This is a genomic window from Rheinheimera sp. MM224, from assembly GCF_947090785.1.
Classification (GTDB): Bacteria; Pseudomonadota; Gammaproteobacteria; order Enterobacterales; family Alteromonadaceae; genus Pararheinheimera.
Genome location: NZ_OX352320.1, coordinates 3,958,466 through 3,983,104, shown reverse-complemented (window position 1 = coordinate 3,983,104; position 24,639 = coordinate 3,958,466). Strand labels below are relative to the sequence as shown.

The following is a 24,639-nucleotide window of genomic DNA, read 5'->3' as shown; positions in this document are numbered from 1 at the left end:
ATTGCAAATAAAAAAAGGAGGAGCTTTCTTAAAGCTCCTCCTTAAATGGTTGGTCTCGATCCTTCTCGGGACTAGCCTCAGTCAGAAGGGGAGACCGTTTTTTTCTGTAGTAACAGTGATTTATTGGGAAATCACTGTATTAATAAGTTAATCTGTTAAACAGTATAACAGAATTCGAGTGTAGGACAAGAATGCGGTTAGATTCCAGAATCCAAAGAGAAGGTCTTCAAACTCAGCAGCTGTTTTTTATCGAATGCTGGTCAAGCTTAACTAGCTTACATAGCATAGATTCTGACCGAGTTACTTATAATAACGCTTTAAACGCAACCATTGAACTACTTGAACTATATACTCATGGCGATAAACACAAGGCTGCAGATAAGCGCAGTCATGTGATGACAGAACTGCTAGAAATTCTTAAGTCTGATTTGTGCTTTACTGATGCAGGGTTTAAGGAGCTGACAAGCCAAATAATATCCCTCTGTGACAATAAAGATCTTAAAGATCACAATAGTAGCCCTATCGAAAAAAAACGCTTTTTGATTAGTAGTCTTCTCACTCAGCTTAAAGAAAAAATCCTCTCTAATTATAGAGCAATAGCAATTGATGCTTTACGTGACAGACTCCTTGGCGGTGAGAAGCACGACACTGATACTTTGGGTGAAATTTACAGTACAACTAATTTACTTATAAGCACACTTTCGACACTGGGAATGCCGATTTCTGAATGCTATTTGCTATCACGGAACTATCTTCGAGAGAGAACTGATACATTTCAAAATCAATTCCAGTCTTTCACTCAGAAGATTACAGCAGGAGAGCGTCAAATAACCATCACTCTGAGACTAATCAGTGAACGCTTATATTCACTTATTGAAGGTGCTGGACAGTCATTTGAGTTCAAAAATTGCAGATTCGAACAAATCCCATCTGATAAAAATAACATGGTGTCAGTAGACATAGTCGTTACAGCAATTTCATTCAGTGCCGCTCGCCAAATTGCGGAGTCAGAGCTATACGGAGCGCTGGATGTTATTGCATACATGATGGGACGAGACGAGATTAAAATAGAAAAAAATACCGAGCATTTACCATAGAAAATGGTAACGAACAGACTAAAATACTGCCACATTTCGATAAACAACTTGTTAATGCATCTGACCGTCTCAGCTTGGATGAATTTTCTCTATATATAAGAACTATGTCCAAGTTGTATAAAAATGCTGAGATACATACAGTTCGTAAGGTCAGTTCAGCCTTTAGGTTCTTTAGAAATGGAGTATTGACAGATGGAACGCCTGAGAGTCGTTTTACAGCGTTCTGGTCAGCTTTAGAGTCTCTAACTTTGGGGGTTTCTAATGAGAGCCTTACTCACGATGCTCACGTAATACACTCGGTTTTGCCTTGCATAGGGTTAGACTACCCAGTTAAACAATTATTTGCTTTAAGAGGTGTAGCAAAAGCACTTCAGTGGGAGCCATTCCTGATCGATGGGCTGGAGGTTGACCTAAGAACGCTAAACCTAGCGGAACTCTACTGCACTTTAAAGTCACAAGCGACAGTCGACGAGTTGAATAGTCGTTTAGCCCAGCACCCATATGCGAAATATCGATTCAGTCAGCTAATTGAATTATGTCAAACACCTTACAAACTTGGCCTAAAAATTCAAAAGCATAGAGCAAAAGTAGAAATGCAAATTCATAGGATATATCGCACTCGAAACGCCATTATTCACAATGCTGCAACTCCAGACAGGCTAGAAATGCTTATAGTTAATTTAGAGCATTATCTGAGAAGTACATTAAATTCGATGGTTTATATGATGGATAGCGCACCTACAATTTCCTCGCCAGAAGAAGCATTTAACAGATATCAATTTCAAGCAGAGCAGATACTGATTGAATTAGATCCGTCTCTAGGCGTTAAGCTGAAAGAGAGAGAATCAAAAACTAAGCAAATTATTAATGGTAACGTTATTACTAAAGACGAACTTTTAATCAAATGGCTGCAGATGCACAATTAAACGCTTGCAGAGGTAGAGGATAATCAACCAAGAGTATCAGCTATAAGACATGCTATAAATCTGCTATAAAATTTTCTTCTAGGCATAAAAAAGGCCTCGCTTTTCAGCTAAGGCACTGATTTACATCGCGCAACTGCTAGGAGTGTTCACCCAATCCTCGGGGGAGCTTGCCTTGCAGGCCAGCTAAAGCTGTCCAAAAACGTTCCAGACGTTTTTGTCGAACGGGCGCGTTCAAATCGGACAGGGTGCCAAAAACACAAAAACCACCTGAAAAGGTGGTTTTGATGTTTTGTGGTGCACCCGCCGCGATTCGAACGCGGGACCTCTGCCTCCGGAGGGCAGCGCTCTATCCAGCTGAGCTACGGGTGCGCAACGGCGGCCATTTTATGGGGCTTTGTGGTTATTGTCCAGCCAGCATTTGGCCTAATTCTGTCGTTGCGGTTTGAGGGCTTAAAAATTAACCAACATCTTGTTCAACAGCTGCTTTCAGCGCAGATCCTGTGGCTTTGTCCCAAAGGCAACACAATTCCCTATTTGTCATCTTGTGTGGCTGCCAAAAATATGTAACTTTCAGTGGCATGGGAAGATGTTGATTTCACTGCAAAACAGCGTGAGGTCAGACAAAAGTGTGGTGTGCTGGCGTTGGACGTCCGGTTTGGGGTTGAGGTGGGTATGGAGCCAGTAAAGGGTAAAGTGTATCGGCCTGCTTTGGGGCTGATGTTTGATGACAAGGTGATAGCTGCATTTTCTGGCCTGTGGCGCTGTTTAGGCCAGACTGATTTTAGTACTGCAGTGATGGATGTGCTGGATGCGGTTTGTCCTACCGATTCCTGTGGTGTGCTGGTGTTTTACCGGCAGCGTAAGCCTTTGAGTTTATTGCATCGTTTTAACCCTGTTGACCGTAAAGTGTCGGCTGATATTTATTCCACCGGGCCTTATGCGCTTGACCCTCAGTACCGGCTGTTTTTAGCGGGTTGTCCTACCGGAGCTTATTGGCTGCGTGATGTGGCGCCTGATGATTTTTACTCCAGTGAATACTACGAAACCTTTTATTCCAAAACCGGTGTGGCCGATTCTATTGATGTGTTGTGGCGTATTGATGAGGACTCGGCGCTGGTGTTTTTTATGCAGCGTAATATCCATAGCAGTGAATTTACTGCCGCCGATTTAACAGCGCTGAATATGGTGTTGCCGATTTTATCTGAAGCTTTAACTAAACATTATCAACTGGCGGCTGCTTTGCCGCTGGCCAATCCGGATGATAAAACTCACCAGCAGGTGGAATGTACCCTAAGTCATTTTGCCAGTTCTTTGCTGACTAAAAGAGAGCGTGATGTGCTGCTTTATATGCTGCGTGGCTATTCGTCGGCTTTAACGGCTGAGAAGCTAAATACCTCAGACGGCACAGTGAAAATTCACCGCAAGAATATTTACCGTAAGCTGGAAATTGGCTCACAGGCTGAGCTGTTTTCGTTATTTATCAACTGTATTCCTTTTGCCCGGCCTGAAGAGAATACCGATCCATTAGAACTCTACCAGCAAAGCCATCGTCACTAAGCTTCATTGATAAGCAGTGTTTAAAAAATAAACTACTGCTTTCTGGGTAGCCTTTGTATCTGTCTATCCGTTCTGTACCACCTGCTTCTACCCCCAACAGGATATATAAGCTTTGGCTTTTACTCTCTATTATCAAAGTGAAATCAAAACCAGACCAGGGCAGTAATAGCAAAGGCACACAGAGGCCGGTTGTTACCAGACAGACCCTATAAAAATAATAATCACAGGCGGACATGGACCTGTAGCAACAAGCCGGAGTTAACAACATGACACAACAGAAGCTGAAATGCCTGCGCCGTTCCGCTTTGGCTGCGCTAATTACCGCAGCCCTTAGCCAGAATATGGCGTATGCCGATTTATCCGTAGGTTCTATTTTTGGTCAGACCGAAAAGGGTGTGACTATTTCGGTGAAAAACTTACAAACAGGTTTAAAACGCGAACTGACCTCAGACAACAGTGGCCGTTTTAATTTCTCCCAGTTACCCAGTGGTCGTTATCAGGTGGTCGCCAATGGCGTGACCCGTGAAGTGAATGTCGCTATAGGCACTGGTACACCGGTGAATTTCAGCGAAGAACCTACTGAACGTATCTCAGTGGTAGGTTCGACCATCAGCCCTATTGATACCTCTTCCGTGGAGTCGAGCACTGTCTTTACTGCCGCTCAGATGGAACGTTTACCTGTAGGTCGTGATATCAGCGATGTAGCTTTATTAGCGCCCGGCACAGTGCGGGGCGACAGTGGTTTTGGCAAGCTGGCTTCTTTTGGTGGCTCTTCAGTGGCTGAAAACGGCTACTACATCAATGGTTTTGATGTCACCAATGCCCGTACTTTTTTATCTTATGGCCGTGTGCCTTTTGACGCCATCGGCGAGCAGGAAGTGAAAACCGGTGGTTTTGGTGCTGAATATGGCCGCGCTTTAGGTGGTGTGGTCAATATAGTCACCAAACGTGGTACCAACGAGTGGAAATTTAATGGCTCAACTGTCTGGTCTCCTGCCGATTTAGCAGCATCAGGTCGTGATGTGGTCAGCCGTAGCGGTGAAGAAGGCGAGCGCAGTTATTACTCGGCTTACCGTTCGGCAGATGAGCAAGATGAGTTGTCTTATAGCTTGTCCGGTGGTGGTGCTATTGTGCAGGACAAGCTGTTTTTTTATGGTTTGCTGGAAGGCAAAAAAGACAGTTTTGATTCATACAGCAGTGATCGCAGCACTGCAGGTGAAAACACCTCACCTAATGGCCTGGCTAAGTTCGACTGGTACATTACCGACAACCATATTCTGGAAGTGACAGGTATTCGTAATGTAGAAGAAACCGACTACACAGAATACCTGAACCCGGACGATAGCTATTTCACCGGTCAGCATGGCAATGAACGGGTGCGTTACACCGAACGTAATGGCGGCGAAATTCTGATTGGTAAATACACAGGTCATTTAACTGAAGATTTTACAGTAGGTGTTTTGGTTGGGCGTTTAACTAACGACTCAGGTTACATTACGCCAGATCCGCTGGCGGGCGATGATTGTCCTTTAGTGGATATTTACGATCAGGACACAGACGATGTAATAGATGTGGGTTGCTGGAACAATATCGACGTGCGTTCGCTTGAATTTGGCCCTGACAACGACGAGCGTAAAGCGCTGCGTTTAGATGCTGAATGGCGTATTGGTGAACATACCTTACGTTTTGGCTACGACGACGAAACCTTCACGTCCCGTATTGCCGGTGCTGAATATTCAGGTGGCGTGTTCTACCGCCGTTATACACCGGTCGATTTTGAAGACAGCTGGAACGGTGTTGATATTCCGGCTGATGCTCATGTAGTGCGCAAACGTACCCGTACTTCGCCGTCAGGCAGCTATGAAGTGAAAAACTCGGCGCTTTATTTAGAAGACAGCTTTTACGTCACAGATACAGTGATGTTATACGCCGGTATTCGCAGTGAGTCTTTTGACAACCTCAATGCTGATGGTGTGTCTTTTGTCGATGCCAGTGACATGATAGCGCCACGTTTAGGTTTTGTTTGGGACGTGGACGGGGATGCCAGCTCTAAGCTGTATGCCAACGCTGGTCGTTATTATATCCCTATTGCGGCCAACACCAATATCCGTGCTTCGAACTGGCAATATGTCACCACTGAATATTATCTGTATGACGGTGTGGTCGACCCAACCACTCAGGCACCTGTGCAGTTAGGCGACAAGCTGGGCGATACTTTAACCAGCGGTCGCAACAGCTCGCCGGATCCGGCCACTGTGGCTTCGGCGAACTTAGAGCCTATGCTGCAGGACGAATTAATTTTGGGTTATCAGCGTGAGTTATCTGACTTATGGACTGGTGGTGTCAGCTTTATTTACCGTGAAGTGAAAAACGGCGTCGATGACTACTGTGGTCGTCAGGCCTTTATCGACTTTGCTGAAGATCAGGGTTTTGAGGATTTTGATCCGGATTCATTGGCCACTTGTATGATCCTAAACCCGGGTGAAGATCTGGAAATGGATATGGACGTTGCAGGGGATGGCGTGTTGCAACGGGTGACTGTGCCAAATTCTTATCTGCAACTGGCGGACTACAAACGTACTTACAAGGCGTTGGAGTTTAACTTCGAACGTGCCAGCGACAACGGCTGGTATATGCAAGGCAGCTATGTATGGGCAAAAAGCCAGGGTAACAGCGAAGGTTTAGTCAACAGCTGGCTGGAATCTGAGTCGCCGGGTTTAACCAACGACTTTGACCATAAAGTATTTGTTGATGGTACAGACGGCTATTTATCCAATGACAGACGCCATACCTTTAAGTTGTTTGGTGGCTACGAGCTGAACGAAGAAATGGAAGTATCGGCTAACCTGCTGGTGCAATCCGGTCGTCCGGTCAGCTGTTTTGGTTATGCACCATTTGACGTCGATGAAGATGAGTATGAAGTCTTTGAACGTTATGCTGCATCCAGCCTGTATTGCCGCAATGTTGATGGTGAGCAGGAGCTGACCCAAAGAGGCCAGTTTGGCCGCACGCCATGGACTTACACTGTGGATTTAGGCTTCTCCTACCGTCCACAATGGGTGAAAGGTTTACTGTTACAAGCCAATGTATTTAATGTGCTGAACAGCCAGCGTGTGACTGAATACGATGAAAAAGGCGATTTGTCGCTGGAAGATGAAGGCCAAAACCCGAACTTCCTGAACGATCAAAACTATCAGAGCCCACGTTCAGTAAGGCTAACAGCTAGATACTCCTTTTAAATATAGTTTTGAAACTCAAGGCGGACTATAGATTGTCCGCCTTTTCTAAATAGCCAGGCTTGAAGCAACTGGCGCAACGGAATTAAATCTGATGCTAAATCCATCTAAGAAATCACTAACCCTGCTGCCTCTGGCGTTGTGCTTGTGTGCATCTGTTCAGGCCGCTGAAATGACCTCAGGCAAAGAACTTTGGCTGTTTGGTGGTGGTGAACCTATTTGTTCCAGTGTGGAACTCAAACGTTGTGCGTCGGATAAACAAGCCGAAGCCGCCGCTTATTTTAAGCAGCATCAGGGCGTGACTCAGAAGGTGTTCAGACCTGATGCAACACGTATTGCTGAATTAACAGCTCTGCCAAAATGGCCGGATAAAACAGCCAGACAGCAGCAGATCAAACCCTTGCTACTGACTAAATTAGAGCAGATGCAAGACAAAGACTGGCCGGAAGACAGCTGGTATAACGAGTTTGAGGGTTTTGAGTTATCAGACGACGAGCAGAATTTACTGGATGATGTATTTGAGCAGCGGCCTGTACTCAAAGACGGCAGCACAGCTCAAGTGAAAGTGTATTTTGACGGCACAGAACTTTATGTGCAGCAGATGTTTCAGCATTTTATTCAATCAGCCAAAAACCGTGCAATAGCGCGCGCTAAAGCCTCTGGTGCAGCAGAGGTTGCCAAAGTGACAGCACAAAAACCTAAGTTAGTGCTGATCAGTGCTTCTTCCAACAGCCCTATGGATTGGGTGGATTATTACCTGCAACTCTTTAATGCAGCTGGTGCTGATGCAGTCTGGCTGCCGATAGAACCTGCGTTGGTGCAGGCAGGCAACTGTGACACTTTGGATCAGGACAGATTCCGCTGGAATGGTCAGTACAAACGATCTGAGCGTTACCCGGAGCTGGCTGCCTATCAGCAGAAGATGTGCCGCAATCCTGATTTGATGAAGCAGTTGCTGTTGGATGCTGACGCTATTTTTATTAACGGTGGCGATCAGTCGCTGACCATGCGTAGCCTGCAGAAAAAGCCGGGCGAATTTACTGAACTAGCCAAGCTATTGCATCAGCGTATTGATGCCGGAGTGCCACTTGCTGGTTCCAGCGCTGGTACTGCAGTGCAGTCAGGTAATACACAGAAAAAGATCCCGATGATCAGTGGTGGCCAAACGGTAAAAGCGCTGCAGTATGGTGCTTATGCTACCGAACCTAATGCGCCTTTGTGCCAATACCACCAAAGCTGCAGCTCAGATTTGGATGGCAGCTGGTTAACCTACAGAGCAGCAGGTGGTTTGCAGTCTTTTACTTTAGGGGTTACAGACACGCATTTTCGTGAGCGCAACCGCGAAGGCCGGTTATTACGTTTGCTAGTCGACACCAACACAGATTTTGGTTTTGGTATGGATGAAGCCACAGTACTACGGGCTAATTTTATCGACCCGGACACAGCGCAGTTACAAGTCGAAGGCCGGGGTGGTGTCTGGATAGCAGATGCCAGCGAAGCGAAAGGCAAGGTTGTAAAACAAGGCGATAAAACCACGGGCTGGGTTGCATCAGGCATGAAGTTCAGCCGTTTACTCGCAGGGGATACCGCCTTTTTCCAGCAAGGTATTCAGCAGGCCAAGCTGCAATGCACTGCGCCTGCTCTGTTAGATAACAGCAAAGTAGCTTCTGATACTTATTCTGCTGTAGATGGCCGGGTTTGGCAGGCCTTGCCAGGCAAGGTGCAGGCTTGTCAGCGCGAAGATGGCCGCTGGCGTTACCTGAGCTTGCCTATGAGTCTACAGGTGGCCTATGAGTCTGCAGGTGACTTATGAGTGAGTTGCCATCCGGCATAAAGGCAACGGGCTGGCGTATGCCAGATACCCTGCTGATTGTCTTTGCGGTATTACTTTGTTCAGCCCTGCTGACTTTAATAGTGCCGCAAGGTCAGTTTGATACAGCTCTGGATACCAACACAGGACGGCAGTTGTTGCTGGCCGATAGTTACCGTACTGCGCATAACGGCGAGCCTCAGGCTGTGTCTTTATTTGCCGATGGCGAAAAAACCGGTGTGCTGACGGCATTTTTTGACGGCATGACCTCAGGCTCCAGAAATGGCTCAGCCATAGGCGTGATTATTTTTATTCTGCTGGTTGGCGGCAGTTTTGGTGTGCTGTTGCGCACTGGGGCTGTCGATGAATTGCTGAAGCTGTTGATCAGCAAAATGCAACACAAAGCCCGTTTGTTATTGCCTGTGATGGCGCTGTTTTTCTCTTTGGGAGGCGCTATTTTTGGTATGGGTGAAGAGGCGATGGCCTTTGCTATTTTGCTGGTGCCGCTGGTACGAATGTTGGGCTACGACGCTATTACTGCTGTGTTACTCACTTATGGTGCCACTCAGATAGGTTTTGCAACGTCCTGGATGAACCCTTTTTCTGTGGCTATAGCCCAAAGCATTGCTGGCCTGCCGCCTTTATCTGGCTCGGGTTTTCGTATTGCCATGTGGCTGGCTTTTACCTTGATTTATATAGCCTGGTTTATCTGGCGCGCTGAACGGCTCAGACGCAAAGCTGATGTGGAAACCAACTTTCAGATAGAACATCAGTTTCACTGGGGCCATTCACTGGTCGTTTTGACTTTAGTGGCTGGCATGGTGTGGGTGGTCTGGGGCGTAGTAACTCAAGGCTATTTTCTGCGTGAAATCGCTACGCAGTTTTTTGTCATGGCTATTGTCAGTATGACCTTAGGCACAGTGCTGAAACTGAATAATGCCAGCTTAAATGATTATGTCGACGCCTTTAAAACCGGCGCCTCTCAGTTGTTACCTGCCGCTTTAGTGGTGGGCATAGCACAAGGCATTATTTTGCTGCTGGGCGGTACTAATCCTGAACATCCAACCATTTTAAATACCATGCTGCATTATGCCGCCAGCAGTATTAATGGTCACTCAGAGCTGTTTGCTGCTCAGGCCATGCTGGTGTTTCAGAGCGGTTTTAATTTTTTTGTCACTTCAGGCTCAGGTCAGGCCGCTTTAACTATGCCATTGATGGCACCTTTGTCGGATCTGGTCGGTATCAGTCGTCAGACGGCAGTGCTGGCTTTTCAGTTAGGTGATGGTTTAGCGCATCTGTTTTATCCCACTTCGGCGGCTTTGATGGGCACGCTAGCCATAGCTGGTGTTGAGTTTACCCAGTGGCTGCGCGCCATGTGGCCGCTGTGGTTATTACTGACTGCCATGAGCATGCTGACTATGTGTGTGGCTGTGGCCATTGGTTATTAGAGCCAGATTATTAGATTTAATTTATCAGACTGCTAAACAAGGATTTTTTTATGATCACCAGAATAGTAAATGGGATCTGTTATTCGCCTGAACCTTTGGGGCAAACCAACCTGTTAGTGGCTGGGCGTCAAATTGCTGCCTTAGGTGAGCAGGCAGAGCTTGAAGGCAGCATAGTGCAAACAGTGGATGCCAGTGATTGTTATGTAGTGCCGGGTTTAGTCGACTCGCTGGCGCATATTATTGGCGGTGGTGGCGAAGGTGGATTTCGCAGTCGCACCTCTGAGCTAAAAGTAACAGATGCTATTGAAGCTGGAGTCACCACTTTAGTGGGTGTACTTGGCACAGATGCTGTCACCCGCACTTTAACCAATTTGTTGGCGAAGGCGCATGCGCTGGATGAAGAAGGTTTAACTTGTTACTGCCATACCGGCTCTTATCAGGTGCCGGCTTATACCCTGATGGGCGATTTGCTGCAGGATCTGGTGCTGATCGATAAGTTTATTGGTGTAGGTGAAGTAGCGATAGCGGATCACCGCTCGTCGCAGCCTACAGTGCAGGAGCTGGCGCGTTTGGCCTCGCAGGCCCGTGTTGGCGGTATGCTCTCAGGTAAAGCCGGTATTGTCAGTGTGCATGTTGGGCCTTCACCTGAAGGTATAACACAACTGCTGCAAGTGGCGTCAACCACCGATATTCCTATTACCCAGTTTTATCCGACTCATATGAACCGCAATCAGGCGTTGCTGCAGATGGGTTTTGATTACGTGTCTCAAGGCGGTTATATCGACTTAACCACCAGCACCACGGCTCAGGATTTAGCTCAGGGTGAAATTAAATGTGCCGATGCCTTGTTGCAGGCGGTGCAAGCAGGCGTGAATTTGCAGCAGGTCACTTTTTCATCTGACGCTAATGCCTCTTTGCCGATGTTTGACGCGCAGAACAACTTTGTTGGTTTAGGTGAAGGCCGTATTGCTAGCTTGTACGAAGAAATGACGGATGCGATTCGTTTAGGTGTGCCAGTGCAGGATGCACTGCGGGTAGTGACGTCAAACCCGGCCCGTATTTTAAAGCTACCGCATAAAGGCCAGTTGCAGGTGGGTGCTGATGCCGACTTATTGCTGATTGATAAAAACACTCTGGAGTTAAAAGCTGTGATGGCGAAAGGCCGCTGGTTGTTTTCCGATGGCCGTGTTGCTGTGCAGCGCAGCAGTTTGTTTTTCTGAGCTCATTCTTTATTGATCGATCAAAGTAAAGGTGTTGATTTTTCAGCACCTTTGTTTCCACAATAGCAGCCTGATGACACATGAAGGATGCTGTGATGACTCCCGCTGTTTTGCTGCTAAAAAAACTCAAAGTGCCGCATCAGGTTTTGGAATACCAGCACGACCCTCAAGCTGAATCTTATGGTCTGGAAGCTGCCACTAAATTGGGTTTAGCTCCGGCTCACGTATTTAAAACTTTGGTGGCGGCTTTGGATGGCAAAGAGCTGGTCACCGCCATAGTGCCGGTGGATCAGCTGCTGAATATGAAACAGCTGGCCAAAGCTGCTGGTGCAAAAAAGGCCGCTATGGCAGCAGCTGCTGATGTCGAGCGTAGTAGTGGTTATGTGCTGGGTGGTGTTAGTCCGCTTGGGCAAAAAAAGCTGTTACGCAGTTTTATTGATCAATCGGCTGCGGCTTTTGAAACTATCTATGTCAGTGCTGGTAAAAGAGGATTGGAGATAGGGCTGAAGCCTGCAGATTTGCAGGCTTGCCTGAAAGCTAAGCTGGTGAGCTTATGTCAACACGAAGGTTAGGAGTTAAGCCTAAGTTTTAACCGAGCGTAGTATCCAACACCATCATCACCGCAAAGCCGACCATTAAGCCCAAAGTAGCGGCTGTCTGATGGCCGTTGCGATGGGTTTCGGGGATCACTTCATGCGATACCACAAAAATCATAGCGCCAGCTGCTAAACCTAAACCCATAGGATAAGCGGCGGCAAAACCACTGGATAAACCTACGCCAATTAAAGCGCCTAAAGGCTCTAAAAGACCGCTGGCTGCTGCGACAAACACGGCAAAACCCGGTTTAAAACCTGCAGCTCGTAAGGATAAAGCCACAGCTAAACCCTCAGGGATATCCTGCAATGCTATGGCTGTTGCCAGAGGTAAACCCACTGACATATCACCATTAGCAAAACTAACGCCCACAGCCATACCTTCAGGTAAGTTATGTAAGGCTATGGCAAACACAAATAACCAGATGCGATCACAGGCCTGGAAACCTGGGCCACAAGGGCCGGTTTTGTCATGCTCATGTGGGGTAAAGGCATCTAAACCCAGCATCAGCAATACGCCTAACGACATACCAAACACCACGACCAAAGCACCCAAAGTGTCGCTTTGAAATAGCTCTGTGCCTGCTTCAATACCTGGCAATAACAAGGAAAAAGCACTGGCCGCCAGCATCATGCCTGCAGCTATACCTAATAAGCTGTCTTCCATCGCCTGAGGCAAGCTGCGAAATAACAAAGCTGGTAAAGCGCCTAAGGTAGTAGCAACAAAACCAGCAGTGCCGCCTATTAAAGCCAGCTTTAAGTTTTCAGAAGAAGGGGAGTTGGATAAATGCATTATGCTTTGAGCCAGCAAAATCAGCACAGCAAACAAAGCGAAAGCTAAACCTACAGCAGCCAGTTTGTGTTCGCTAGCGTGGTGTTTGAGTTCAGAAAACCAGGCAGAGTTTGGTGACAATGAATGAACCTGATCCGACATAACAGTTCCTTGTGAGTCCTTATGGAGTAACTGATAGTCAGTAGAGCAAGTAAGGCTGCCAACTGCAATAGTGCGGCAGCCCGAACTGCGGCTTTTTATGCCGCAGCTTTGAGTTTATGAAAACTATTGCTGCTTAACAGCAATAAGGTGAGAGGCAGCAGTGTCAGGTAAAAGGCAGTTTGTCCGCCTAAAGCGGCAAAGCTATGGCCTGTGACTATAGACCCTGTAGTACCACCTAAAGCGGAGAACACGACGATTAAACCTGTCATGGCAGCATGTTGTTGCTGTGGCAGGCTGGTTAATATGGCCGAATTCAACATAGGGTAAATAGGCGCCATAAAAAAACCTATCAGTGGCAACAGATAAGCCGACAAAGGCGCTGTCCATAAAGTCACGTCTGGATCGGGCTGAATTTCGTGGGTTAAAGGCAAAGTCAGCAGCACTAAAGCCGCCATCGCCAGCAGGCAGATATTACAGAGCAGATGCCATGGAATAAAACGTAAGATAAAACCTGCAGATAAACGCCCGGCTGCCAGGGACGCGGCAAAAATACTGGTGATTTGCACGCTTAACTGGCTGGGTAAATGCAGCACTTCATTATTAAAAGTAGGTAACCAGCTGCCTATGCCTTGTTCTATCAGCACATACAAAAAGGCGGAAATAACAAACACAAACACCAGCGGCTTGGCTGTTAGTTTCAGCATGGCGATAAAGTCGTTAAAACCTGTGCTTTGTGGGTCCAGCTCTAAAGCAGGGAAGTCGGTGGAGCTGACCAGTGCGAAAGCCAGCAGGCTTAAGCCCGCCAGATACCAGTACACATCCAGCCAGCCGTTGCCTGAGCCTTCCGTCATAAAGGCGGCAAAAAACCAATAAGCTGTCAGCACGCCCAGCATAAAAAAGCCTTCAATAAAATTCAGTACAGAAGCATGTTCAGCTTTGCTTTTGGTAATTAAACCTAAGGTGGCATAAACCGAGACTTTGGTTAAAGCAAAAGCGACGCCTACGCAGAAAAACAATAACTTACTGGTATCAAACGAAGGGAATAACGGCATCAGCACCGAAGCCCCTGCAATCAGCAACAAGGCAATTTGCAGCGCTTTTTTGTAACCCAGTTTGGGCAGGGCGGACGCCACCAGAAAAGACACTATGGCAATGGGCAAGTCTTTAAAACCTTCCAGCACACTGGCGGCTTCTTTGCTGACCTGAAAATTCTGGATCACTTGCAGTATCACTATGCCGACGCTGTTGAGCAGCATGGCGAAAATAAAATAGATCAGCAGCAAGGCTGCTTTGATGCGGATGCTTTGCATAGATGCACTCTTTTTAGTTTTTATTTCAGCTTTTATTGCTGATTTTTTACCCTGTCTGAAAATCATCATACAGCTATTGCAATCGATTGCAATGCTTGTATTATTAAAAATAGTAGCCAATTTAGATCAGTTGAAGGTAGAACAGTGACTTTATCCGCAGTAGCCAGCCAAACCATAAACCATGCCCTTGAAATTGACGAGTGGCAGCTTGTGGATCAGCAGTTTGACCCCGATCAGCTGATGTTAAAAGAAACCTTATTCAGTCTGGCGAATGGCTTTATTGGCAGCCGCGGAACCTACGAAGAAGGCTGCAGTGCAGGCGCCAGCTGTGAAGGCAGTTATTTAAACGGTGTTTACAGCTCTGAACCTATTGTGTACGGCGAGTCGGCTTACGGTTTTGCTAAAAATAACGACAAAATGCTGCAGGTGCCTGATGGTAAAAGCCTGCAACTGGCGCTGGACGGGCACTGGCTGGCGGTGTCGGCAGAACAATCAGGTGAACGATATCTCGATTTACGCACCGGCATCTTAAGCCGCGAGCAGTTATTTACCAGCCCTTCCGGCAAACAACTGACACTGCAAAGCCGCCGTTTAGTCAGTTTTCAGCGCCCTGAACTGATGGCCATTGAATGGATTGTCACAGCGCAAAATTTCTCTGGGGCTGTGTTGTTAAAATCCTGTCTGAATGGCCAGTACAAGTCGGTATTTAAACCTGATGATCCTCGTGTCGGTGAGATGGCGCTGGAAACCAGCTTAAAGCCTGTAGCGCAGCAGGGCATCAAAGATAAAGCCGATTGCAGTTATTTGCTGCATCAGGTGCATGGTGCTGATTTTCAGCTGGTGTCTGCTATTCAGCATCAGTTTGCTGACGATGTGCGTTTTATGGATCAGCAGATTGAGCCTAACTTACTGACCCAGTTGTTTGAGCTGCATCTGCAGCAAGGTCAGGCTGTTAGTTTTAGCAAATACATCAGTTATCAGGTGGCATCCAAACAGGCCGAAATGCCATTGCCAGCAGCGAAAAACGTACTGCAACAAGCCGTCACTGATGGGTTTGCTGTGCTGGCGGCAGAGCAGCAGCAGTACTTAGCCGACTTCTGGTTGCAGTCAGATATCCAAATCAGTGACGACCCGGCGCTACAGCAGGGTTTACGTTTTAACTTATTTAGTCTGGTGCAGTCGGCTGGCCGTAATGGCGTCAGCAATATTGGCGCTAAAGGTCTGACCGGGCCTGGTTACGATGGCCATTATTTCTGGGACACCGAAATTTACGTGATCCCGACCTTAAGTTTTTGCCAGCCAGACACTGCCCGTCAGTTGTTGTTGCAGCGTTTTAGTCAGTTGGAACAAGCCAAAAACAGAGCGCGGCAGATGTCGCATGACAAAGGTGCTTTGTATCCATGGCGCACTATCAGCGGTGATGAATGTTCGGCTTATTTTCCGGCAGGCACAGCTCAGTATCATATTAACGCCGCCATAGCTTATGCCATTCGAAGTTACGTTCTGGCGACAGATGACTGGGCTTTTATGCAGCAGGCCGGTGCTGAAATGCTGGTGGAAACAGCGCGTTTATGGCTGCAACTGGGCTTTTTCAGTAAGCACAGCGGCCGTTTTGAAATTCATCTGGTAACAGGGCCTGATGAATATACGGCTTTGGTCAATAACAACTTCTACACCAACGCCATGGCGCAGCTGCATTTAAGTTTTACCGCTGAAGTGTTGGCAAAGCTTGCTAGCCAAACCCCTGAGTTTTATCAAAGTTTTTGTGTGAGGCTGGGTGTAACGCCAGAAGAAATACAAAGCTGGCAACAAGCCGCAGAGCTAATGTATTTACCTTATGACGACAAGCGACAAATCAGTGCGCAGGACGACAGTTTCTTAACGAAAAAGCCATGGGATTTTGCTGCAACTCCTGCCGACAAATACCCGCTGTTGCTGCATTTTCACCCGCTGGTGATTTATCGCCATCAGGTGTTAAAACAAGCCGATTTAGTGCTGGCGATGTATTTACTCGACCAGCAGTTTGATCGTGATTTAAAAGCCCGCAACCTAGCCTATTACGAGCCGTTAACCACTCATGATTCCAGTTTAAGCAGCTGCATCCATTCGGTGGCTTTTGCTGAAACAGGCCAGACGGAACGCGCTTATCAGTTTTTTGCCAACACAGCGCGGATGGATTTGGATAACTACCATCACAACACTGAATACGGTGTGCATATTGCCTGTATGGCCGGCAGCTGGTTGTCTGTGGTTTGTGGTTTTGCCGGTATGCGCAGCCGTCCTGAAGGTTTGTATTTTGAACCTAAACTGCCAGCTGCCTGGCCGGAGCTGAAATTTAAACTCAACTACAGAGGCCGGGTGTTGCAGGTACAAGTCAGTCAAAAACAAGTGAGTTATCAGTTGTTAAGCGGTGCTGATTTAACTTTGCAGCATCAAACAGAGCGCTTTAGTTTAGTGGCAGGTCAAAGCCAGATGTTTTCCTTGTCAGCAGCTTTGTCTGGAGTGAAATTATGATCCAGGCTTTTATTTTTGATTTGGATGGCGTTTTGACCGATACAGCTGAATATCACTTTTTGGCCTGGAAGCAATTGGCAACTCAGATTGGTATCGAATTTAGCCGTGCAGATAATGAGCTGCTTAAGGGTGTTGATCGGATGGGATCGCTGGAGCTTATTCTGCAGCTAGGGCAGAAGCAGTTAAGTTTGGATGACAAGCTAATGCTGGCAGAGCAAAAAAATACAGAGTACTTAAAGCTGGTAGAGACCATGTCGCCGGCCGATTTATTCCCCGGTGTATTGCCACTTTTTAGCAGTTTAAAAGCAGCAGGAGTCAAAACAGCTTTGGCATCCGCCAGCAAAAATGCTGCTTTGGTGCTGCAAAAGTTGTGTATTCCGGATTTGTTTGATTACGTCGCCGATTCCAATCTGATTAAAAACGGCAAACCCGACCCTGAGATCTTTCTCACTTGCGCTCAGGCTTTGGGCGTAGCGCCAGAGCGTTGTATTGGTGTAGAAGATGCGCCAGCCGGTGTGACTGCGATTAAAGCAGCTGGCATGTACGCTTTGGGGATTGGTGAACCGCATGCATTAACTCAGGCTGATTTAGTGATCCCTGCAGTTTCTGCTATTGATCAGCATTTATTCACTAGGTTGCTGACAATGTGATAAGGCAATGGAAATTGTAGGGGCGGGTCTTGTACCCGCCCGTTTAATGAGACCGCGGTGTGCAATTCAGACAAAATGCCGCGCTACAGATGGTCGGGCCGGGACAAGCCACGGCCCCTACAGCCGCGCAGAACTTTGACGGGTTAATAACCGCACAGGTAAGAGTTCAGATTCTGCCTGTTCGCCGTCCATTTGCTGCAATAACTTAGACACCAGCAATTTACCGCCATTGATGGTGTCTTGTTTCACTGTGGTGAGTGCTGGCGAGCAATAGGCCGACATCGCAATATCATCAAAACCGGCAATAGCCAGTTGTTGTGGCACTTGTACGCCATGTTCCTGCAGGGCTTTCATTGCACCTAAAGCTATGGCATCGCTGGCGGCAAAAATACCGTCCAGCTCTGGCAGCAACGGGAATAATTGTTGCTGGGTTTTTACATAACCATCCTGAGCGGTAAAGTCGGTGATGAGTTCGTAGGCCGGATCTAAAGCCAGACCGGCTTTTTGCAACGCATCCTGATAACCCAGATAACGTTGTTCAATTTCGTTATGGCGGTAATCACCCAAAAAGGCGATATGTGTACAGCCTTGGGCCACTAAATGACTGACAGCAGCTTCTGCGCCGCTGCGGTTCTGACTGCCTACCACTGTAAAACTATCATGACCTGAACTGGCGCCCCAGACGACAAAAGGCACTTTGCTGTGCGACAGTTGTTCAATACGCTGGTCGTGTTCACCCTGGCCTATGATGATTAAACCGTCTGCTCTTTTGGCGTCTATGTAATAAGTTTTCCAGTCTTTATCTTTAGTTTTGCTGGTGCTGAGCAACATGTCATAGCCTTTATGCGTCAGCTCATCGGCAATCACACCTAAAATTTCCAATAAAAAGGGGTCGGAAATTGCCTGCTGGCTTTTGGCATCAAACAAAATGATCACAGCTATGGTGTAGCTTTTCTGTGTACGTAAACTGCGGGCCGTAGGGTTGACGTTAAATTGGTACTGCTGAGCTATTTGTTGTACTTTCAGGCGAGTTTCTATTTTCACTACAGGGTTGTCGCGTAATGCTCTGGATGCAGTAGATTCGGACACTTCAGCTAAAGCTGCTATGTCGGCCAGTGTCATCATTTTTTTACCTGAATTCACAACTGATTTTCCATAATAAACTGCATTCAAACTCTGCCAATCGGCTGATTATGACAAAAGGATTGCGTCAAATCGAGCCCCTTCTGTGACCTGGTAAAACCCTAACACAAAATGATATTGCAAACGATTGCAAAAGTTCCGGTTTCTTTATTGCAATCGATTGCAAGATGAATTATGTTTATTTAAGCAGCAATAAATAAATAGCGTCATAGCTGCGTAATCAAAGACAACGGGGAGAGAACAGATGAATTTACAGCTCACTAAGCTGGCGTCAGCCATGCTCATTACCTTACTGCCAGTCAGTATGTTACAAGCTCAGCAGCAAGCCGAAGACACTAAAAAAGTTGCAGCAGCAAAAAAGCCAGCCGAAGAAAGTCAGATTGAACAAATAGTCATTACAGGTAAAGCCAGTGGTATTGCTGGTTTACGTGTAGATGCCAGTTACGCCATCACGAACGTGTCGGCAGAAAATATCGAAAAAATGAACCCAAAAAGCACGGCCGAGTTATTTACCCTGGTGCCTGGTGTATGGTCTGAAAGCTCAGGCGGTGTAGCCGGTGCCAACGTTTTTGTCCGTGGTTTTCCAGGTGGTGGTGATGCGCCATTTTTAACTGTGCAAATGCAGGGCGTGCCAATTTTCCCACCGCCAACTTTATCTTTTTTAGAAAACTCTTCGATGTTTCGCCTCGATGAAACAGTCGACTTTATGGAAGCCTTGCGTGGTGGCTCAACACCGGTGATCTCCAATGGTCAGCCGGGTTTAACCACTAACTTTTTGTTAAAAGAAGGCTCGGAAGAAACTGAAGGTTTGGTCAAGTTATCCACCTCTGATTATGGCTTGCAGCGCATGGATGCCGTGGTCAGTGGCGAATTGGCTGACGACTTGTATTTTATGATGGGTGGTTATATCAGCAGCTCACAAGGTGTGCGTGATGCGGGTTTTAATTCGGAAGAAGGCCATCAGTTTACGCTGAATATCACCAAAGATTTGGACAACGGCAGTATCAATTTATATACCCGTCAGACCGATGATCACGGTGTCTGGTATCTGCCAACCCCACTGAATGTGGCTGGTGTGGATAATACCTACACCCAGATTGGCCCAAACAACAGACAAGGGACTATTCAGTTTGGCCCGGACGGTGAAAGCCGTAGTGTTGATTTTGGTGATGGCCGTGGCTGGAAAGGCTCAGTATCAGGCGGTACTGTAGATTTGGATTTAAACAACGACTGGAAACTGTTGTATCGCTTTAACTATACCCAGGGCGATGCCAATACCTTAGGTTTAGTGCCTGAAGCTGGCGCAGTGGCGTTAAGCACTGTCGCTGATAACGGTTTAAACGCAACAGGTGCAACCACTGGCGCTTTGTATGATGGCGATACCATGGTGCAGCAAATTGGCCGCTGGGTGGTTGAAAAAGAGCTGGATTCCTTCACCAACGATTTAGCTGTCACCAAAACAGCCGACAGTGCCAAGTACACTGTAGGTGTCTACAGCACAGCCTTTTCGGTGAAAGACTGGTGGTCTATTGGTAACCAGGCCTGGCATGTGGTTGAATCAGGTGGTGAAGCTTTAACTGGCATCAATTGTAATGACAATCAGGACAGCTGTAGCTGGAACTATGATATTGATGCCACTGGTGATGGTACTACACGCGCTTTATACGCCGCTGTTGAAGTGGCGTTAAATGAGCAATGGACAGTGGATCTTGGCCTGCGTAATGAGAACCACACTATTGATTACACAGTAGATGAAGGTTTAACGGGGCAGGTCAGCAAAGCGGTCAGTTATGACGAAAGTAAAATTGCCTGGACTGCTGGTGTGAACTGGATGTGGCAAAAAAATATGGGTGTATTTGCCCGCGTCAATAAAGGCAACAAGATGCCATTCTTTGACGACTTCCGCGACAACTACGGTGCCTTTACCAGCGGTGAAAAGCTGATTAAAGAAGTGACTCAGTTTGAATTGGGCTACAAATGGGCTGAACAAAACTACAGCTTTTACGCCACTTCTTTTTATAACGAAGTGGAAGGTGATACTTTTGTCCGTCGTCCGGGCGATCCGGCTGAAGTGATGACCAACAGAGCTTATGGTGTAGAACTGGACTTTAACTACTTTACCAGCGTGGGGTTTTCACTGAACCTGAATTCAACGCTGCAAAAAACTGAAATCACCGAAAGCCCAACTAACGAAGGCAACAGAGCTCAGCGTCAACCAAGATGGCAAGTGCGTTTAACCCCAAGTTATGGCTTTGAAGCTTTTGAAGATACCTTTGCTTCTGTATACGGCACTATAGCTTCGGTTTCTGATCGCTATGCTGACAATGAAAATACTGTGACTTTAGCGGGTTATACCAAAATTGATGCGGGTTTACAGCTGGAGTTAACAGAGCAGTTAAAAACTCAGTTGTCGGTGGATAACCTGACGGATAAACAAGGTTTAACTGAAGGCGACCCACGTAATCCAACTTCACCGAACGGCCGTTATATTCTGCCGCGTTCTGTGACTTTAAGTATGACCTATCAGTTCTGATTGGTATAAGTCCCTCCATGGACATCGTCGCAACAACGTTCCCGACAGTTGCGACATACCGTCCCTCCATGGACATAAAAAAAGGCCGGTGTGAACCGGCCTTTTTCTCCCCGTCGACGTCTATCGTCCCCTGTTGTTTTTATTCTTTTTGCCCCTGATTTTTATCAGGTTAGGCAAATATATATACTCGTAATTGCTATAACCAAGAGTATAAAAAATCAACTGCGTTAGTTATAACTAATTTACTCTGTAATCGCCACCTTCTTTTGCACGAAAACACGGACTATTTTGTGTACTGGCGATACAAGGCTGTGCCTGATCGTTACCGCGGATCATACTGAACCAGCCAGTCTGCTCGCCTGTCAGCTGTAATTGAATATCTTCGATACCGGCTTTATCCAGGGAGCCATGTGCTCCTTTGTGGCAAAACAATAATTCGACATGGCGTTCGCCATCTTTTAATAACAGCGATTGAGGCTGTTCCGGATGGCCGCCAAAAGCGACAAACTGCGCCGGTGTTCTTAAGCCACTGTTGCTGCCGTCGGCAAAAAAAGCCAATACATGCTGGTAATACACCACATAACTGCACACATCTTTGTGTGAGCCGCGGTCCAGTGGAAAAACTTTATCAAGGAAGGCTTTGGAGTAATCCATGATCTGACGGACATGACTCTGGTTCAGCCCTGCTATGTAGCTGATCTCTTCCCGGATATCATGGTCCTGGTGTGAGTTTTGGGTGGCTGTCATGTTCATGATTTCTGTCCTGTTGTGTGTTGCTTTTAATTAGGTCTTAAGGCTGTAGGGCCAGTAAAGCAGCATTGCTGTTGCTTGATATTTAGTCTATGTTAGTTTTCTGAATAATTTCACAATTAAAACTTCACAGTGTGAATTTTACAAAATGACAGCTAATAAAAGTTTACTCAGAAAGTCGCATTTCCTTGGTACTAAGATCAGAAACCTGAGAAAGCGCAATAACTTAACTATGGAAGACTTGTCGACCCGTTGCATCAGAGTGAACTCTGAGTACGCGCCGTCTGTGTCTTATTTGTCGATGATTGAACGCGGCAAACGGGTACCGAGCCTGGATATGCTGCAGGTCATTGCTGAAGTTTTTCAAAAAGAAGTCGAATGGTTTCTTGATGGCGAAGAGCAGCAACTGGATATCACACCGCAAAAAGGCAGTAGAGGCGGAGTGTCTGGTATGGCGCTGGAACCGGGCTTTTTGTTTTCCAATGACATTCTGCAAATTGCTATTCCGGAGATGTTGTCACAAACCGGTATTAGCGGTCGTCAGTTTGCCCAGCTGCTTATTCGCGCGCATCAGGAGCATCATCAAAACCATTTCCCTGAGCTGGAACGGGCCGCTGAAGAAGTGGGCCTGAAGCGAATGCCGTTGTCGGTGGAAGATTTAATGCAAATAGTGCAGCAGTTGGGTCTGCAGGTGCGCTGGTTTGAGCAAACCCCAAAAGAAGTACTGGATGAACTGGGAGTGTTGTCGAAAAACGTCCCTACTTCGTATTTTTTACCGCCCGCAACTTTGCATTTAAATAAGCTGCTGCAGCAGTGGCCAACCCGGCTGAAATACGAGCTGGCTGTGCATATAGGCCATGCCGTGCTGCATAACAAAGATGGCGTGAAAAGCGGCATGATGGTGGGGGGCGCTTTTGAGTCTGTACCAACAGATGACAGTGCTGTGGCACCGCAGGATATTTTGCATGCCTGGCGTGATTTTGAATCGAGCTTTTTTGCCGGTGCTTTGTTGTGCCCTAAAATGCCGTTTCGCCAGCTGTTAGACAAACAAGGTTATGAAATCAGTTCACATCATTTAGCTGGTGTATCGGCTTCTGTCGCTATGCGCCGTATGACGGCGGTGTCGCCTTACAGCCACTGGCATTATTTTGATGCCTATACGCCGGGTAAATTGAAAGCGGTGTATAGGGGCAATGGTATTCCGCTGCCTTGGGGCAATATGCGGCAGGTGGAAGATCCTTGTCAGCACTGGGCGGTATTTCGCATGTTTGAAGCGGCCGAATCCGCCCATTCAGCCCAGCTGTCTATTTTAGATGTGCAGGGCCAGCCACGGATTTATTGCTGTGAGTCGACCAAAGTGTCTGATTTAGCGGGTAATGCTCATGTGCTTTGTGCTGGTATTGATTTAAATCCTGCTATTGAAGCTCAGGGCATGGATGTGGAGACTATGGCGCAGGAGTTAAAACAACTCTGTCGAACGCAAGGAGGAGCAGCCGTAGTGCCCAAATCTATTCGCTCTACTTTAACGACGGTGTCGAATATTTTGAATATTAACTGGGTAGCCCGCAGTTTAGATAAACCGGCTCAGTTAATTTGTTCGCGCGGCAATCATTGCCCACGAGAGCCTGGGTGTTACCAGCACTGCTCTGCGAAATAAGACGTAGAAAAAAGTAAGTGAGCAGAAAAAAGGGTCCTGACCGGACCCTTCACAAGCTTATAAAGCTTTTTTCAACTGCCAGCTTAATTGCTGCTCAGCAAAAAACGGCACTATAGGGCTGCCATCAGGTAAGGTGATCTCCGCTGGTACTGTCCAGTCTTGTTTCACTAAGGTGATGGTGCCGCTGTTGCGTGGCAGGTTGTAGAAATCCGGGCCATAGTGGCTGGCGAAACCTTCTAACTTATCCAGGCAACCTAAGTCTTCAAATACCTGAGCGTACAGCTCAATTGCACTCCAGGCACTGTAACAACCGGCACAACCACAAGCTGCTTCTTTACGGTGTTTTGCGTGTGGTGCTGAATCTGTGCCTAAGAAAAACTTGGTATTGCCAGTGGCGACCACAGCACGCAAGGCTTCCTGATGCGTACGGCGTTTGAGTACCGGCAGGCAGTAGTTATGCGGCCTTACACCGCCAACGAGCATATCGTTGCGGTTTAGTAATAAATGCTGAGGTGTAATCGTGGCGGCAACACGGTCTGGTGCAGCTTTAACAAACTCAACAGCGTCTGCAGTGGTGATATGTTCAAATACCACTTTGAGGCCTGGAATAGTGTCAATCAGCTGAGTTAAATGCTGATCGATAAATACTTTTTCGCGGTCAAAAATATCGATATGGCTGTCTGTTACTTCGCCGTGCACCAATAACAGCATCTGCTGCTCAGCCATTACTTCCAGCACAGGATAAAGTTTACTTAAACTGCTGACACCAGAGTGAGAATTGGTGGTTGCGCCTGCCGGATACAATTTAGCGGCCACTACACCAGCGGCTTTGGCGGCTTTAATCTCTTCAGCCGTAGTTTTGTCTGTTAAGTACAACACCATCAGAGGTTCAAAACTGCTGCCTGCAGGTCGGGCGGCCAGAATACGTTCTTTGTACGCTAAAGCTTCTGCTGCATTGGTTACAGGAGGAACAAGATTGGGCATAACGATAGCACGCTTAAAACAACGGGCAGTGGCTGCCACAGTTTCTTTGAGCATATCGCCATCGCGAAAATGTAAGTGCCAGTCGTCCGGGGTTTGCAGAATTAATTCAGTCACAGCGCTTCTCCTCTACTGATGCAGTGTCATGCCGTCAGGGCGGGGCAGTTTAACACGGCTTGAATGGATACTCAGCACAGCAGGTTAAACTTTTATTCTGCTGCTCTGTGTAATTCGGGCATGGAGTAATGCCATTCGGATAGGTTATAGTCAGTACCGATAC

At 47.0% G+C, this 24,639-nt stretch carries 17 protein-coding genes and 1 tRNA gene; 12 read left to right on the top strand and 6 right to left on the bottom strand.

All coding sequences use genetic code 11. The features are described 5' to 3' along the window. Positions 1 to 191 precede the first annotated feature (191 nt). Together OM978_RS18680 and OM978_RS18675 are read left to right on the top strand one after the other, a co-directional pair. On the top strand, positions 192 to 1,097 hold the full coding sequence (locus tag OM978_RS18680) for a hypothetical protein (protein ID WP_264343831.1): 906 nt from the start codon (positions 192 to 194) through the stop codon (positions 1,095 to 1,097). A 104-nt stretch (positions 1,098 to 1,201) separates the two neighbouring features. Further along, positions 1,202 to 2,023: a hypothetical protein gene (locus OM978_RS18675; RefSeq protein WP_264343830.1), complete on the top strand. Its 822-nt coding sequence runs from the start codon at positions 1,202 to 1,204 to the stop codon at positions 2,021 to 2,023. A 292-nt stretch (positions 2,024 to 2,315) separates the two neighbouring features. On the opposite strand, the gene OM978_RS18670 is transcribed toward OM978_RS18675, so the two are convergent. Then, positions 2,316 to 2,392: transfer RNA gene (locus OM978_RS18670), tRNA-Arg, on the bottom strand. Between the two features lie 204 nt (positions 2,393 to 2,596). Between OM978_RS18670 and OM978_RS18665 the strand changes: the two genes are divergently transcribed. From OM978_RS18665 to ybaK, 6 genes are all read left to right on the top strand, one after another. Continuing rightward, positions 2,597 to 3,580, top strand: coding sequence for a helix-turn-helix transcriptional regulator (locus OM978_RS18665; protein WP_264343829.1), 984 nt, complete (start codon positions 2,597 to 2,599; stop codon positions 3,578 to 3,580). 266 nt (positions 3,581 to 3,846) lie between these two features. Beyond that, a complete protein-coding gene (locus OM978_RS18660; protein ID WP_264343828.1) occupies positions 3,847 to 6,819 on the top strand; it encodes a carboxypeptidase regulatory-like domain-containing protein in 2,973 nt (990 codons plus the stop codon). Positions 6,820 to 6,910: 91 nt separating this feature from the next. Then, positions 6,911 to 8,629 (top strand): cyanophycinase, encoded by a 1,719-nt coding sequence (locus OM978_RS18655; RefSeq protein ID WP_264343827.1) that lies wholly within the window; start codon positions 6,911 to 6,913, stop codon positions 8,627 to 8,629. Further along, positions 8,626 to 10,074, top strand: coding sequence for a putative basic amino acid antiporter YfcC (yfcC, locus tag OM978_RS18650; RefSeq protein WP_264343826.1), 1,449 nt, complete (start codon positions 8,626 to 8,628; stop codon positions 10,072 to 10,074). The genes OM978_RS18655 and yfcC overlap by 4 nt, the downstream gene beginning before the upstream one ends. 50 nt (positions 10,075 to 10,124) lie before the next feature. Further along, positions 10,125 to 11,294, top strand: coding sequence for a beta-aspartyl-peptidase (gene iadA / locus OM978_RS18645; protein WP_264343825.1), 1,170 nt, complete (start codon positions 10,125 to 10,127; stop codon positions 11,292 to 11,294). Between the two features lie 95 nt (positions 11,295 to 11,389). Beyond that, a complete protein-coding gene (gene ybaK, locus OM978_RS18640; RefSeq protein WP_264343824.1) occupies positions 11,390 to 11,866 on the top strand; it encodes a Cys-tRNA(Pro) deacylase in 477 nt (158 codons plus the stop codon). Positions 11,867 to 11,882: 16 nt separating this feature from the next. Here the strand turns inward: ybaK and OM978_RS18635 are convergent, their stop codons facing one another. Next, complete coding sequence (locus OM978_RS18635) at positions 11,883 to 12,821, bottom strand: ZIP family metal transporter (protein WP_264343822.1); 939 nt, start codon at positions 12,819 to 12,821, stop codon at positions 11,883 to 11,885. Between the two features lie 95 nt (positions 12,822 to 12,916). Continuing rightward, positions 12,917 to 14,131 (bottom strand): MFS transporter, encoded by a 1,215-nt coding sequence (locus OM978_RS18630; RefSeq protein WP_264343820.1) that lies wholly within the window; start codon positions 14,129 to 14,131, stop codon positions 12,917 to 12,919. A gap of 144 nt (positions 14,132 to 14,275) precedes the next feature. Here OM978_RS18630 and OM978_RS18625 point away from each other — a divergent pair, with 144 nt between their 5' ends. Together OM978_RS18625 and pgmB are read left to right on the top strand one after the other, a co-directional pair. Next, positions 14,276 to 16,645: a glycoside hydrolase family 65 protein gene (locus tag OM978_RS18625; RefSeq protein WP_264343819.1), complete on the top strand. Its 2,370-nt coding sequence runs from the start codon at positions 14,276 to 14,278 to the stop codon at positions 16,643 to 16,645. Continuing rightward, positions 16,642 to 17,295 carry a beta-phosphoglucomutase gene (pgmB, locus tag OM978_RS18620; RefSeq protein WP_264343817.1) on the top strand — a complete coding sequence of 218 codons (654 nt, stop codon included), beginning with the start codon at positions 16,642 to 16,644 and terminating at the stop codon, positions 17,293 to 17,295. Before OM978_RS18625 ends, pgmB begins: the two co-directional genes overlap by 4 nt. Before the next feature lie 117 nt (positions 17,296 to 17,412). Here the strand turns inward: pgmB and OM978_RS18615 are convergent, their stop codons facing one another. Beyond that, on the bottom strand, positions 17,413 to 18,438 hold the full coding sequence (locus tag OM978_RS18615; protein WP_264343815.1) for a LacI family DNA-binding transcriptional regulator: 1,026 nt from the start codon (positions 18,436 to 18,438) through the stop codon (positions 17,413 to 17,415). A 244-nt stretch (positions 18,439 to 18,682) separates the two neighbouring features. Here OM978_RS18615 and OM978_RS18610 point away from each other — a divergent pair, with 244 nt between their 5' ends. Further along, a complete protein-coding gene (locus OM978_RS18610; RefSeq protein WP_264343813.1) occupies positions 18,683 to 20,971 on the top strand; it encodes a TonB-dependent receptor in 2,289 nt (762 codons plus the stop codon). A gap of 237 nt (positions 20,972 to 21,208) precedes the next feature. Here the strand turns inward: OM978_RS18610 and OM978_RS18605 are convergent, their stop codons facing one another. Next, a complete protein-coding gene (locus OM978_RS18605) occupies positions 21,209 to 21,724 on the bottom strand; it encodes a malate synthase (RefSeq protein ID WP_264343812.1) in 516 nt (171 codons plus the stop codon). Between the two features lie 145 nt (positions 21,725 to 21,869). On the opposite strand from OM978_RS18605, the gene OM978_RS18600 reads away from it, so the two are divergent. Then, on the top strand, positions 21,870 to 23,378 hold the full coding sequence (locus OM978_RS18600; RefSeq protein WP_233008037.1) for a DUF3612 domain-containing protein: 1,509 nt from the start codon (positions 21,870 to 21,872) through the stop codon (positions 23,376 to 23,378). A 57-nt stretch (positions 23,379 to 23,435) separates the two neighbouring features. Here the strand turns inward: OM978_RS18600 and pyrC are convergent, their stop codons facing one another. Continuing rightward, positions 23,436 to 24,476: a dihydroorotase gene (gene pyrC / locus OM978_RS18595; RefSeq protein WP_264343811.1), complete on the bottom strand. Its 1,041-nt coding sequence runs from the start codon at positions 24,474 to 24,476 to the stop codon at positions 23,436 to 23,438. Between the last annotated feature and the right edge of the window lie 163 nt (positions 24,477 to 24,639).